The organism is Paenibacillus sp. 79R4 (assembly GCF_013393165.1).
Taxonomy (GTDB): Bacteria; Bacillota; Bacilli; order Paenibacillales; family Paenibacillaceae; genus Fontibacillus.
In genome coordinates this window covers 386,119-400,036 of sequence record NZ_QJOT01000002.1, presented here as the reverse complement: position 1 = coordinate 400,036, position 13,918 = coordinate 386,119, and the positions used below count along the sequence as shown (strand labels likewise).

The window sequence follows — 13,918 nt, the reverse complement described above, 5'->3', positions numbered from 1 at the left end:
TTAGCACACCTCTTTAAATTATTTTAGCGTCAAATACTCAGCTACAGGACCTGCGGCAAGCACCGGCAGAAAAGTAAGAGCTCCGATTAGCAATACCGTTCCTACGAGAATTCCAGCGAATAATTTATTGTCAGTCCGCAGCGTACCGATCGTCTCCATGACAGGCTCTTTCTGCATTAAGGACCCTGCGGCAGCTAACAAAGCAATCATGGATATATAGCGGCCCAGAAGCATGACCAAGCCGGTCATAATATTCCAGAATGCAGTATTATCCGCGAGGCCCTCGAAGCCGGAGCCGTTATTTGCGGCAGAGGATGCATACTCATACAGCATTTGCGACAGACCGTGATACCCCGGATTTGTGACTGCGTCGTACCCTAACCCTGTCATAGCGCTGATTGCTGTTGGCGCAAGCACAAGCAAGGGATGGATAAGAATCGCAATGGCGATCAGCTTCATCTCCCTGGCTTCAATCTTCTTGCTAAGGAACTCCGGCGTTCTGCCGACCATTAATCCACAAATAAATACGCCGAGTATGGCGTACATCACCATGTTCATAAGTCCGACGCCCTTCCCGCCAAAGACGACGTTCAGCATCATCTGGGCCAGAGCTGCCAGGCCGCCAAGCGGAGTAAGCGAATCATGCATATTGTTAACGCTCCCCGTAGTCGCAGCGGTCGTAATCGCCGTAAAAATCGCCGAGCCCGCAACCCCGAAACGCACCTCTTTGCCCTCCATATTACCTTGCGTGAGGTCTATTCCAAGCGTATGGAAGAGCGGGTTCCCGGCCTTCTCGCTGAAATAGACCAAAGATAGAAATCCAAGGAACAAGACCATCATCGCGGAGAAAATAACCCAACCTTGCTTCTTATTGCGGGCAAATAAACCGAATGTATAAGGCAGTGATGCGCTGATCAGCCACATGGACCACATCTCTATTGCATTCGTCAACCCGCTGGGGTTCTCGAACGGATGAGAGGAATTTGCTCCAAAGAATCCACCCCCGTTCGTACCCAAATGCTTGATGGATTCCAGCGAGGCCACCGGCCCAAGCGAGATTCGCTGTACAGTCCCTTCCAGCGTGTTCACAGCCGTGGCAGGCTGCAAGGTTTGCGGAACCTGGAGCGCCACCAGCAGAAGCGTTACGATCAGCGAAGCAGGCAGAAGAATACGAACGATCGCCTTTACAAAATCCTCGAAGAAATTCCCCAGCCGTTGGCCTCTCCCGGTAATCCCGCGGATAAAAGCAATAGCAACGCATAGACCTGTAGCCGCCGATGTGAACATCATCATGGTGATAACAGCCATTTGCGAGAAATAGCTCAGTGCTGTCTCCCCGCTATAATGCTGCAGATTCGTATTGGTCATGAAGCTGATTACCGTATTGAATGCCAGCGTCGGCTCCATACCACCGCTTCCTTCGGGATTCCAAGGCAACCACTGCTGCAGGCTGAGAAGCAGGAAAGCGATGGTCATCAACACCACATTGGTGGCCAGCAAGCTGATAATATATTTCTTCCAATCCATCCCTTCGCGCCGCCGGTAGCCGGCTATGCTGAAAATAAACCGCTCTGTTGCTCCGAAGATGCGATCACTACGATTCGGTACATTGGAGAAAACATGATATATATAAGTTCCGACCGGCTTCACCAGCAATAATATGACGCCGATCACGATGAACATTTGTAAATAATCCATTACACACTCACCCCATCAGGAATCCTGTTTATAAATTTTAAGCTCCGGCTTATTGCTCAAGCTGTGGCTTTGCCGTAAGCAGAAATCCAACCTCTCCGCTCACGGAATGGATGACATAAGAAGCTCCCAGCCCTTTGTAAATCATGCGCGGATTTTTATTCGGAGTAATAATGAAAATCTGATCCTGCGTCCATCTCCGGCAGATTTGCAAATAGCGACAAGTTAATGTCATACTCAGTTCAAAAATATAGCAGCGGCCGATTGGAAACGGCGGAACGATCCAGCTCTGCTCGTCATCCGTCTTGATGCGCAATACATGTCTTACGCCCAGTTTATGAAGGACTTCTTCCTCCTTCTTGTTGTTCACCAGTACCGCGAAATTACGCTTCGCTGCCATCAGCAGCAAAATGAACTTCAGTCCAACCGGGTTCGGGGCTGCTACCAGAACAAACTCTCCCTCCACTTGAGAACACCCTCCTTGAATTTGCAGAGGACAACACAAGAGAAGCCGCAGGAAAGATAGTAACCTTCCCCGCGGCTTTATGGGTGGTCTTGGACCCACTATTCGGCCTTTGGTGGTTGCCTCTTCCTTGACGCTTACGAGGTTAGCTGACGGATTCGGGCGCGGAAGTCGCCCTACCTTGAAGAATAGATTATCCTCCAAGCGATTCACCCCATGGAACTAAGGTTGAGAAGCCCGCGGAGCGGACATCACTCAGTACCGTTGGTTCCCCCGCTGCTGTCCTATCCACGACAGCATTCAGCGTTTTTTGATGGATCATTTCATTGTATTTCAATTCATTTTTCAAATTAGGGCGCAAAAAACCACAGAGGCAAACGGTCCTCTGTGGCCGAATTTATTGCGGCTCGCAGTCACCTTTCCTCTCTCATACCCACGCTGACGGAGTTAGCTGACGGATTCGGGCGGTGAGAGTCGCCCTACCCGAGAAGAGTCCATGGTCTCTTCCTCAGGATTCACCCCTGTCCGAATGGGCCTGTGTTGGCTCTCACACCAGCCCTGGCCCTTCAGACGTCGCGCAAGCCGCATTGATCATCACGCAGCAAGCACTTGTTGGTTCCCCCGTTCCCTGGAATATCCCAGAGATTAAGCGATCGGAATTGGTTAATATTGATTATGGATTATGGATTGAATCATACCGCTGCAAGGGTTGACTGTAAAGCCAACTTCCTGGCAAAAAAAGCGATAAATTTAAAGGAATACGAAAATATACCGCTTACATTGATATGGCGCTCTCTAATTTTCGCTATAGCTCATTTCTACTCTTGATTTTGAATTCTTTTATAAGAATTCCACAGATTATAGCAAACGACCTCTGGACTCTCCCCTTTACTGGAACGTTATACTCGGTAAGCAAGTGCAAACCCTATCTATATTGCCTTCGGTTCGACGCTTGGCGGCTTCGTTGCCATAAACAGTCGATTGATCGATGTGTCCTGGTCCGGGGGAATAGTCACCATTGCCGCCGCTGTTTTGACCGGGATTAGCTACCGTCTGGATCATCATAGCTCACAGCTATGCAGTGATCCGGCAGGCGCAAAATGTTAATACTGCACTGGCCAGCCAGCAAAATTTTACTCATGCCTCTGCTTCGCTATAATAGAGTTAGTTCATTATTTTGCCAAAAAGGAGCGATATTTGTGAAACTAACGTATCTCGGACATTCATGCGTATTTTTAGATACCGGCGATTACCGTCTGATCATCGACCCATTCTTGACCGGAAATCCTAAAGCAGCTGCTATGGCAGAAGATATCGATGTCGATTATATCCTGCTTACCCATGGGCATTCGGATCATATCGGGGACGCTGAGGCGATTGCCAGAAGGACTGGAGCCACCATCGTAGCTATTGTTGAACTGGCCGACTTTTTTAAGCAAAAAGGGCTTAAGGCAACCGGGATGAACCTGGGAGGCTCATCCAACTTCCCGTTCGGCAAGTTAACCTTCACCCCGGCTCTCCACAGTTCATCCGTAGAAGTGAACGGAACCAATGTCTACTTGGGAGTTGCTGCGGGCATTGTGCTTAATATCAACGGCTTCATCGTCCATCATTGCGGTGATACCGCACTGTTCAGCGATATGAAGCTCATCGGAAGCAAACATAAGATCGATCTCGCCTTCATCCCGATCGGCGATTTCTTCACCATGGGACCGGAGGACGCCCTGCTCGCTGCCGAATGGATCGGCGCCAAGCACGTGGTCCCGGTTCACTACGATACATTTGGCCTCATCAAGCAGGACGGAGCACAATTCGCCCACCAATTGCAAAAGCTTGGCATATCCGGCCATGCCCTGCTGCCGGGCGAAAGCCTCGATCAAGCTCAATTGGAGCGTTAACTGACCATTCTCGTCTCACTTCATCGACCGCTCTATTTATTTTGTATCCGGGCCATTAACCCAGCTGGTCAGGCCATCCGCCCATAACCGACCGCACCGGCTGCACCTACCGCCCAATGCTGGCCTGATACTGGCACGACGCTAGTCCGATGCGGGCACGATACTGGGCTAATGCTGGCCTGATACTGGCACGATGCTAGTCCAATGCTGGACCAATGCTGGCCTGATACTGGCACGATGCTAGTCCGATGTTAGTCCAATGCTGGACCAATGCTGGACCAATGCTGGACCAATGCTGGACCAAATAAAAATAGCTGCTTATCAGCAGCTATTTTTATTTCTAACGAAACTACAGAACGTTATTGGCTCCCCAAAAGCGGGAAATTATTTTTAACGAAACACCATATCGTTATTTGGGCGAAATACCAGCAAAAAGAGATAATTCTTGTTCAATAGCGATACCCAGTTTCGTTAAAAATCTCAGCGCCCCGATTTGAAGCCAATAACGATACCACGTTTCGTTAGAATCTCCAAAATAGTAGATTACGCAATCGGGTCCATGTTGCCTTCCCGAATCAAATCGGGAAGTACCATATCCCGACCAACATAATGCCGTGCGAAACTTACAACAAGAAGCAGATGCAGATTCGCTTCAGCAAACAGCGTTTCGCTTCTGCATCACCTTGTTCTCCCCTTTATGCCAGCTCAATTTTTCATTAGCGCTCCCTTGAACAGACAGGCACAGAGGCGCTTGCTAATCCAAAGCTAGTCCAAAAGTTCCTTCCCTTTTGTCTCGGTACCTAGCCAGAGGACGGCAATCGCGCCGATCAGAACCGTAACGAAAAACAGCCAGAAGATCGAGCTGATCGCTACCTCCCGGGCTACAAGCCAGCCAACCAGGAACGGAGCGATTACCCCGCCAATCCGGCCGAAGGAAGCAGCGAAGCCAACACCTGTCGACCGGACCTTGGTCGGATACAGCTCCGGCGTATAGGCATACATGCCTCCCCACGCCCCCAGATTAAAGAAGGACAAGCAAATCCCCGAGGCGATCAGCATCCCTTCCGTCGTTGCGCTGCCAAACCAGGCCGCGCTTGCAGCGGTAAGCACCAGGTACAGGACTAATACGAATTTCCGGCCGAACTTCTCTATGAAGTAGGCAGCCGTGAAATAACCCGGCAATTGAGCCAGGGTCATAATCAACACGTATTCAAAGCTCTTGACGAGGCTGAAGCCCTTCAGGACCATGACCGAAGGCAGCCATAGGAACATGCCGTAATAGGAGAAGACTACAGTAAACCATAAAATCCAGAGCATGATCGTCGAGCGTCGATGAGGAGCTGACCATACAGATTGCAGCTTCTCTCTGACCGAAAACCGCTGTTTCATGGCATTCGATTGCTCGATAAACCGCGGCGGATCTTCAATTGAGCGACGCAAATACAAGGCGTACAAGACTGGCACACCACTAATGACAAAAGCCATCCGCCAGCCGTAATCCGGGATTACAAAATAAGCGATCAGCGCTGACAGAATCCAGCCGAGGGCCCAAAAGCTCTCTAGCAAAACGACAGCCCGCCCCCGATCCTTGGCGGGTACAGATTCCGAGACCAAGGTGGATGCTACGGGCAGCTCACCGCCAAGCCCAAAGCCGGCGATAAAGCGAAGCACGCACAGTATGGCAAATCCTGTAGCAGCAGCGGACAAACCGCTCGCTGCAGCAAAAATAACCAGCGTCCAGAGCAGCACCGCTTTACGGCCGAATTTGTCGGCCATCAGACCCGCCAGAGCGGCCCCGAACACCATGCCGATCGAGTTAATGCTTGTGAACAAGCCTGTTTGTTGTGGGGTCAGCCCCCAGTCCGCCGCCAAAGCAGCGGCGATAAACGATATAATCCCGACATCCATCGCGTCGAACATCCAACTGAGGCCAGCGCTAAATAACAGCTTCCTCGTCTTCGGCTTCGCCGCTATATTTGCTGTACTCATTGTGCCACCCCATTCTCCACTCATATCTCTATTTTACATTTATACTTTATAGGCGATTATGCCGTCATGCTGCGGTCCCGCTTGATCATATTCCGATTTCTGAACCAGAAGATGATGGTAAGGGCGACCAGAAAAATAATATAACTGAATATTAGCTTGCGAAGATCTGTGTCTGGAAATACGACCGATGCGCTTAATATTCCATACAGCCATATCCCGGACAGGTTGCCAACCATATTTGACCATGTATACGATGATAGCTTCATATTGGATATAGCCGACATGAACGAGATCAAATTGTTAGGCATAATCGGCAGGGTGCGCAGAAATATTACTGCCCATACGCCATACCGCTCCAGGCCTCTTTGCCATTTCTCATATTTTTGCAGCTTACGCAGCCATTTGCGGTTGAACCAGTCAGCGAATAAGTAGCCGCATAGTAAATATATGATCATCCCGGCGGCCGTTCCGGCGATCCAGCTGGCGATGAGTCCATCCGCGATCCCCAATACGGAGATATGCAGCATGACGATTGTCGCAAACGGGAATATGCCGATCGTTCCTTGCAGAAGCGCCAGCGGAATCGTAATGATCAGTATAGAAAAACCGCCCAGCTGTGTGGCATTAATCAGCCAACTCGTCCATTGTTCTATCCATTCATTCAAGCGATTTCTTCTCCATTCTCGACTCTTCGGGCCAAGATGTGTAACAATATCACTTTGCAGTGAGAAATCTTTCGGCCCAAAGCTCGATTAGTGTTCAACTCTTCTTCCCAAAATAACAAGATCGCGCTCAATTCCATCCATATTAGCAACACGAGGCAGGTGCGCCCACCGTTCAAACCCGAACTTCTCTAACAGGGAGAGACTCGGCTGGTTGTGGGCAAACACAAAACCAAGCAGCGTATTCACCGCGATTCGCGGACAGAAATCGATCGCCCGCTGAAGCAGCAGACTGCCCAAGCCCTTACCACGGCATTCTGCGGAAATATAGATGCTGATCTCCGCCGTCGCCAGATAAGCTGGTCGTCCATAGAACGATTGAAAGCTGAGCCATGCAACGATTCTTTCCCCCTCCTTAAGTACCCATAGCGGTCTAAAATCCGGGGCGTGCTCTTCAAACCATAATAGGCGGCTGGCTACAGTGATCGGCTCCAAATCAGCCGTAACCATCCGTCCGGTAATCGTCTCATTATATATATCTACAATGCGGCCCAGATCTTCAAGAACCGCATCCTCAATGACATATTGTTCATCCATCCGTGTACCTCTCCTAGTTCTGCAAGTCTGACTGTAATCAACCTTGTATCGTCTTCTTGAACTGTTTAATGATGCCGAAGTGCATCCCTTCGTGGTACAGACTGAAGCTCAGCAAAGATCCGATGCGATCCATCGTGAAGCCTGAGCTAGTCGTAAATGGCTGTACCGTAGGTTCATCCAAGCGCCCAGACAATAGTCTTCTGATCTCTGACGGCTGCTCTCCAGCGATTCGGCACACCTCCGCGAAGTCAGGTTCCTGACCCGTCCATTCCAGCGGTGATGTTCCGTTAGCGAACCATTCCCGATATTGCTCCGGCAGCCCCGAGGGAAGTCCAGCGAGAAGAAAGGCAAAACGGTCCTGTACGAAGGCGATATGCCCCAGATTCCACAAAATATGATTGCGGAACCCATCAGGAATCGTCCGCACCTCTTCCTCTGTTAACCCCTGCACCATCTTCAAGGTTTGACTTCTTATAAATTCAATCTGATCAAAAATAGCTTCATTTGAACTCATGCTCATTACCTCCATCGATGTCTTCACATCTCTAATTTAATCTGAACATAGTGCTCAACCAATGGAAAGGGATCATAATAATGGTGCAGTAATTCCTTCCATTCTTCGTATTGAGGAGATTGTCTGAACCCAACCTCATGATCGGTAATCGAATGCCACTTCACGAGCAAAATGTACTTATTTTCGGTCTCTACGCATTTATGTAGCTCATGTCCCAAATATCCACGCATTTGAGAAATGATCTTCGATGCCTGCCGGAAGCTGCTTTCAAAATCGTTAATCGTGCCCGGTTTCACCTGCAGATGGGCTACTTCAAGTATCATCGTCACCATCCCCTCCGTTTTCCTGATTATAGCATGGCATCCTGGCATAATGAATCGGATTTTTCCAATTGTCCGATTATTAGAAAACCTCTAACAATGCCACTAACAGCGTCAAGAGCACAGAAGCACTAAGAACAACAGAAGCACTAAGAACAACAGAAGCAGTAAGAACAACAGAAGCAGTAAGAGCGCTGAAGCCCCAAGAGCATAACTACATCAACAGCACTAACAGCCAATGACTCCCAAGTCACTAACGCCACACAATGCCACTAACAGCTCCAACAGCACAGAAGCAGTAAGAACACAGAAGCACCAATAGCACTAGCAACATGACTAACGACACCGCCAGCAACCAACAAGCATCAACAAGCGACCAACAGCACTAATAGCCCCAACAGCACTAATTCCCCAACAATCCGCCGCTACTAACTACACCAGCTAGACGAACCCATATGTTCGATAACGCTGAACCGCTGGTGAAGGCGAGCGAGTTGGTCCACTAATCGTTTGCAGAAAGATCTAACGGAAACCAGTGCCGCTATTTGGTCTGAAAGGGCCGTTTTTGAATTCTAACGGAAATGGATTCCCTTAATTGAAGTTTTTCAGCAGAATAAGGCAGACGTTCCCCAAATAGAGGATCAGATTTCCGTTACAATTACAGAATCGTCGAATTCGCCAAAATAGCGGATTCAATTTCCGTTAGAGTCTGGCGCATCAATGACTTCAACGGTACCAACAGTAGCTACACCAGATACCCCAACTACACTAACCCCACTAACCCCACTAACCCCACTAACCCGTATGTTTAATACGCTGAGTCGCTGGTGATAACGGAACCGACAGCGCTAATAACACAACACTACCAACGATATGACCACTCTAATTCCCCTATCACCCATCCCGTTCAATCAAGAACAGCTCGTTCATTCATGAATCCTATATCCAAAAAGGGAAAAGGACCCGCAAACCCGCTTCAATAGCGGAGCTGAAGGTCCTTATAACCCGTATTTCTTACCTGTACACACTCTTCCTTGCACAGATTTATGGATTGCCTATCCTCTAAGAGCCGAGTACGACCCGATCATCGCTCAGCTTATGACCGCTAATCTGTTCGAACTCTCCAAGCAGGCCTTCGATCGTCAGCCGCTGCTTCTCCTGCTCATGGATATCGAGGATGATGCGGCCCCCATCCATCATAATTAGCCGATTGCCAAGGCGAATCGCCTGTTCCATGTTGTGCGTGACCATCAAGGTGGTGAGCTTCAGCTCGCTGACGATCTTCTGTGTGAGTTGGGTGACCAGCTCGGCCCGTGCGGGGTCCAATGCCGCAGTATGCTCGTCAAGCAGCAGAATCTGCGGCTCGGTAAATGTAGCCATAAGCAGGCTGAGCGCCTGACGTTCTCCACCGGACAGCGTTCCTACCTTGGCGCGCAGACGGTTCTCTAGGCCGATCCCAAGCTTGCGAAGCTGCTCTTGGAACAGTTCTCTTCGTCCGGAGTTAATCCCGATGGAGAGACCACGACGTTTGCCCCGCGAGTAAGCCATCGCCAGATTTTCCTCGATTGTCATATGCGGAGCGGTCCCGGCCATCGGGTCCTGGAATACCCGGCCGACCCAACGGCTGCGCTTATGCTCGGACAAGTCCGTAATATCGTTGCCGGCAATATGGACCGTACCGGAATCCGGCTTCAGCGCACCCGAGATCATGTTCATCAACGTTGACTTACCGGCGCCGTTGCTGCCGATCACGGTCACGAAATCCCCTGGCTTCAACTGTAGATTCACGTTAATTAGCGCGATTTTCTCATCGACGGAACCTGGATGGAACAGCTTGGATAAATGGGTAATCTGCAGCATTATAGTCCACCTCCCACACTTCTCTGCTCAGCGTCGGAGACGAGTTCCAACGAACGCTTGCGAGCAAGCGCCTTCTGCTTCCATGACCTGCGTACCGTTGGCAGCACCAGCGCGATGATGACAATCAATGCCGTAATCACCTTCAGATCGGTCTGTTCCAGCCACTCGATCCGCAGCGCCAGAGCGACAACCAGACGGTAGACAATGGAGCCCAACACAACGGCCAGCGTAGCAAAAAATACATTGCGGGCACCGAATATTGCTTCTCCGATAATGACCGAGGCCAACCCGATCACAATCATTCCGATTCCGGCGGAGATATCGGCAAATTGGGATTGCTGGGCAATTAATGCTCCTGATAAGGCTACCAGTCCATTGGATAGGCTGAGCCCCAAAATAATTGTATTGTCGGTATTCGCGCCAAAGCTTCTGATCATCCGCTGATTGTCTCCGGTTGCCCGCAGCGCGAGCCCAAGCTCAGTACGAAAGAACAAATCGAGCAGAAACTTAATAGCGATGACCACAAAAGGCATCAGCAACAGCGGTGATACGGAGCTGAATATCGTCTTCTCGCCAAGCAGCCCGACATTCGGCTTCCCCATAATTCGCATGTTAATGGAATACAATGCGATCATCATCAGAATTCCGGATAAGAGGCCGTTGATACGACCCTTGGTATGAATAAGCCCTGTAACCATACCGGCTAGCAGTCCGCCGCCAAAGGCGCAGATGGTAGAGACCCAGGGGGATACCCCATTCGTAATCATGATGGCTGTTATGGCTCCGCCGGTTGTAAAGCTGCCGTCCACCGTCAGGTCTGGAAAGTCCAGGATGCGAAAGGTAATGTAAACGCCGAGCGCCATCAAGGCATACAGCAATCCGGATTCTAGGGCTCCGAGTAATGAGTTCATCATGATGATACTACCTCCTAATTATGGAACACCTATTCGAGAATATTGGTTTCTTTATCCTTAACCTGGTCCTTCATTGCGTCCGTGACCGTGATTCCTTGCTCTGCCGCAGCTTTCAGATTAAGAATAAGATCGAGCTTCTCTGGCACGGTAACCTTCAAATCACCGATCTTCTTGCCTTCCTTGAGGACTTGCAGCGCCATTTGTCCTGCTTGATAGCCATGATCATAATATTTGAAGCCTACCGTAGCAAAAGCCCCCTTCTCAACGGAATCGCGATCGCTCGAAAAGAATGGAATATCATTGTCATTAGCCACTTGAATAACCGTGCTAACCGCTTCGACTACTGTGTTATCGAGTGTAATATAGATCGCATCGGCTCGACCTACCAAGGATTCCGCAGCCTGCTTCACTTCCGAGGTATTCGTAACCGAAGCTTTAACGAGCTTAATCCCGTGCTTTTCCAGCGCCTTTTCTGCCAGATTAGTCATAACCACAGCATTAGGCTCGCCCTGGTTAAGCACAACACCCACGGTCTTTACCTCAGAGAAATTCCCAGCGATAAAGTCCATCAACTGAGTGATAGCCTCAGGGTTTGTATCAGAAGCACCCGATACATTACCGCCCGGCTGCTCCAGATTATCCACCAATTTAGCATCGAGCGGATCCGTCACCGCTGCGAACATGACTGGCGAATTTTTCACCTGACTGGCCAGCGCTTGAGCCGGAAGTGTAGCGATGCCTAATACCAGGTCGTATTTCTCACCAGCAATTTTCTGGGCAATCGTCATATTGTTATTGGGGTCACCTTGCGCATTGTTGTAATCCAGCTTCAGATTTTCCCCTTCTATAATTCCCGCGTCCTTCAAGGCTGCCAAAAAGCCCTCACGAGTTGCATCCAGCGACGGATGCTCCACGATTTGTGAGATAGCAATCTTGTACTGCTTCCCCGAGCCCGGGCTCCCACAGCCAACCACAGCTACCAGCATGATAGAAATGACTAATAATAGACACAATTTCTTCCCCATTTTCAAAAGACCCCCTCAATTTAATTTACTGCATTAACAATTCACTTAATCGATGCGAAATCCGGTTAACGCTTCTATCCATGAAAGTATAAAAGCGCAAAAACGTGATCTTTCTCACGTTTTCGGAAGATTATATTATTCTCATATTAAATGGCGGTCAATTTCTAGTCAATCCAAAATCTATGATTTGGTGGAATTTGGGTGAAAAATTGCTTTTTTTTCGCTTTTCCCAGAGATAAGAACGTCACAGTAATCGGAATACATAGAACTTATAATAAAAAAAATTTGACGCAGCTATCTGCTCAAAAATCTATTAAGAAAGGAGTGAAGACTATGGAAAATCTGTTAACCTTGTTGGGAGTTCTGATCGTGATTGTCGGATTCGCCTTGAAATTGGACGCGATTCTGATCGTAATAATTGCTCTAATCGTGACTGCTCTCACCGGCGGGCTAGGCGTGGAAGGAATGCTTGAACTGCTAGGAAGCAGCTTCGTCAACAATCGTGGGATGGCTATATTTATTATCATCATGCTGGCAACCGGAACTTTGGAGCGCAACGGGCTCAAAGAATCTGCTGCTGCATTGATCCAGCGGTTCAAGAAAGTCTCCGCCGGAATGATCATCGATATTTACGGGGTATTCCGGATGATCTTCGCCGCATTTAATGTCAGCTTCGGCGGTGTTGCCGGATTCGTTCGTCCTTTCATACTTCCTATGACATTGGGAACGATCGAATCCCGCGGTCTAAAGATCAATCCTGATCATGAAGAGGAGTTAAAGGGAATGGCCTCCGGCATGGAAAATATCTGCTGGTTTTTTGGACAAGTCCTCTTTGTCGGCGGCGCTGGCGCACTGCTGGTTCAGTCCACCTTGAAGGACCTGGGTTATGAGGTGACATTGGGCCAATTAGCGGCCGTAGAAATTCCTGTGGCTATTACAGCGCTGGTCGTAGCGAGCGTGTACTTCTACTTAAAGGAACGCCGCTTGTCGAAGAAATATTATTCTGCTGACAATAAGGAGGAGATGTAATGTGGCGTTCTTTACAGACCCGAATATTTTGATGAGTACCAAGTTACTGGAGATTCTCTATATATTGATGGGCCTGGTCCTGATCTATACCGGCATACGAAATTTGGCAGACAAGACCAATCCGCATCGATACGGCACCCTCTTCTTTTGGAGCATACTGGGGATGGTTATCGGTGCAGGGCATTGGCTTCCGCCGCTAACCAGCGGAATCCTGATTTTTCTAATGACTATTCCTGCGATTGCCAGGCGTGTTGGCAAAGGGAAAAGTCATCTTCCCGCAAAAGATTACATGGAGAACATGTCCTCAAAATTAGGGATGAAAATCTTTATTCCCGCTTTGAGTATCGGTATTTTTGCCATTTTGTTCGTCCTCTTTACTGAGTTGGGAGCTCTCGTGGGAGTGGGCGCCGGAGTCCTTGTAGCCATGATCATCCTGATGTTCTTTTCCCGCGACAATAAACCGACGACATTTCTGGATGATGCGGCGGATATGCTTGGGACGGTAGGGCCCTTAAGTATGCTGCCCATGCTGCTGGCCTCCTTAGGCGCTGTCTTTACAAGCGCCGGCGTCGGGACGGTCATCTCCAATGCAGTTGGACAAGTCGTACCTGAAGGCAATGTCACCATTGGAATCATTATTTATGCTTTAGGCATGGTCCTCTTCACCGTAATTATGGGCAACGCCTTTGCTGCGATCACAGTAATGACCGTAGGGATCGGTGCACCTTTTGTTTTCAGCCATGGAGCCAATCCGGCACTGATCGGAATGCTCGCCTTGACTTGCGGTTATTGCGGTACACTGATGACGCCAATGGCTGCCAACTTTAACATCGTACCCGTTGCTATTCTTGAAATGAAGGATAAATATGGCGCCATTAAAAATCAGCTGTTTGTCGCATGTTTCATGCTCATTTTCCAAATTGTGTATATGATATTATTTAAATAAGAAATG

The 13,918-nt window shown here is 49.1% G+C and carries 13 protein-coding genes and 2 riboswitches; of the genes, 3 read left to right on the top strand and 10 right to left on the bottom strand.

What is annotated here, in order from left to right:
* Positions 1 to 18: 18 nt before the first annotated feature.
* Both kdpA and DMN77_RS03760 read right to left on the bottom strand, forming a co-directional pair.
* Positions 19 to 1,698, bottom strand: a complete 1,680-nt coding sequence (gene kdpA / locus DMN77_RS03765) for a potassium-transporting ATPase subunit KdpA (RefSeq protein WP_179013586.1) — start codon at positions 1,696 to 1,698, stop codon at positions 19 to 21.
* Positions 1,699 to 1,747: 49 nt separating this feature from the next.
* Positions 1,748 to 2,161, bottom strand: a complete 414-nt coding sequence (locus DMN77_RS03760; RefSeq protein WP_068781037.1) for a hypothetical protein — start codon at positions 2,159 to 2,161, stop codon at positions 1,748 to 1,750.
* Between the two features lie 116 nt (positions 2,162 to 2,277).
* Positions 2,278 to 2,474, bottom strand: a riboswitch (cyclic di-AMP (ydaO/yuaA leader).
* Positions 2,475 to 2,579: 105 nt separating this feature from the next.
* A riboswitch (cyclic di-AMP (ydaO/yuaA leader) is annotated at positions 2,580 to 2,820 on the bottom strand.
* A gap of 537 nt (positions 2,821 to 3,357) precedes the next feature.
* Between DMN77_RS03760 and DMN77_RS03755 the strand changes: the two genes are divergently transcribed.
* Positions 3,358 to 4,056 carry a metal-dependent hydrolase gene (locus DMN77_RS03755; protein ID WP_179013585.1) on the top strand — a complete coding sequence of 233 codons (699 nt, stop codon included), beginning with the start codon at positions 3,358 to 3,360 and terminating at the stop codon, positions 4,054 to 4,056.
* A gap of 765 nt (positions 4,057 to 4,821) precedes the next feature.
* On the opposite strand, the gene DMN77_RS03750 is transcribed toward DMN77_RS03755, so the two are convergent.
* From DMN77_RS03750 to DMN77_RS03715, 8 genes are all read right to left on the bottom strand, one after another.
* Positions 4,822 to 6,045, bottom strand: a complete 1,224-nt coding sequence (locus tag DMN77_RS03750; RefSeq protein WP_179013583.1) for an MFS transporter — start codon at positions 6,043 to 6,045, stop codon at positions 4,822 to 4,824.
* 56 nt (positions 6,046 to 6,101) lie between these two features.
* Complete coding sequence (locus tag DMN77_RS03745; RefSeq protein WP_068781034.1) at positions 6,102 to 6,710, bottom strand: TVP38/TMEM64 family protein; 609 nt, start codon at positions 6,708 to 6,710, stop codon at positions 6,102 to 6,104.
* 87 nt (positions 6,711 to 6,797) lie between these two features.
* Positions 6,798 to 7,304: a GNAT family N-acetyltransferase gene (locus DMN77_RS03740; RefSeq protein ID WP_068781033.1), complete on the bottom strand. Its 507-nt coding sequence runs from the start codon at positions 7,302 to 7,304 to the stop codon at positions 6,798 to 6,800.
* Positions 7,305 to 7,341: 37 nt separating this feature from the next.
* Complete coding sequence (locus tag DMN77_RS03735; RefSeq protein ID WP_179013582.1) at positions 7,342 to 7,818, bottom strand: DinB family protein; 477 nt, start codon at positions 7,816 to 7,818, stop codon at positions 7,342 to 7,344.
* A gap of 23 nt (positions 7,819 to 7,841) precedes the next feature.
* Complete coding sequence (locus DMN77_RS03730; protein WP_068781031.1) at positions 7,842 to 8,141, bottom strand: antibiotic biosynthesis monooxygenase family protein; 300 nt, start codon at positions 8,139 to 8,141, stop codon at positions 7,842 to 7,844.
* A 1,059-nt stretch (positions 8,142 to 9,200) separates the two neighbouring features.
* Positions 9,201 to 9,998, bottom strand: a complete 798-nt coding sequence (locus DMN77_RS03725) for an ABC transporter ATP-binding protein (RefSeq protein ID WP_068781030.1) — start codon at positions 9,996 to 9,998, stop codon at positions 9,201 to 9,203.
* Positions 9,998 to 10,912 carry an ABC transporter permease gene (locus DMN77_RS03720; RefSeq protein WP_179013580.1) on the bottom strand — a complete coding sequence of 305 codons (915 nt, stop codon included), beginning with the start codon at positions 10,910 to 10,912 and terminating at the stop codon, positions 9,998 to 10,000. The genes DMN77_RS03725 and DMN77_RS03720 overlap by 1 nt, the downstream gene beginning before the upstream one ends.
* A gap of 29 nt (positions 10,913 to 10,941) precedes the next feature.
* Positions 10,942 to 11,937 (bottom strand): ABC transporter substrate-binding protein, encoded by a 996-nt coding sequence (locus DMN77_RS03715; protein ID WP_179013579.1) that lies wholly within the window; start codon positions 11,935 to 11,937, stop codon positions 10,942 to 10,944.
* 333 nt (positions 11,938 to 12,270) lie between these two features.
* Between DMN77_RS03715 and DMN77_RS03710 the strand changes: the two genes are divergently transcribed.
* Positions 12,271 to 12,966, top strand: a complete 696-nt coding sequence (locus DMN77_RS03710; protein WP_179013577.1) for a DUF969 domain-containing protein — start codon at positions 12,271 to 12,273, stop codon at positions 12,964 to 12,966.
* 1 nt (position 12,967) lies between these two features.
* A complete protein-coding gene (locus DMN77_RS03705; protein ID WP_068781026.1) occupies positions 12,968 to 13,912 on the top strand; it encodes a DUF979 domain-containing protein in 945 nt (314 codons plus the stop codon).
* Positions 13,913 to 13,918 lie beyond the last annotated feature (6 nt).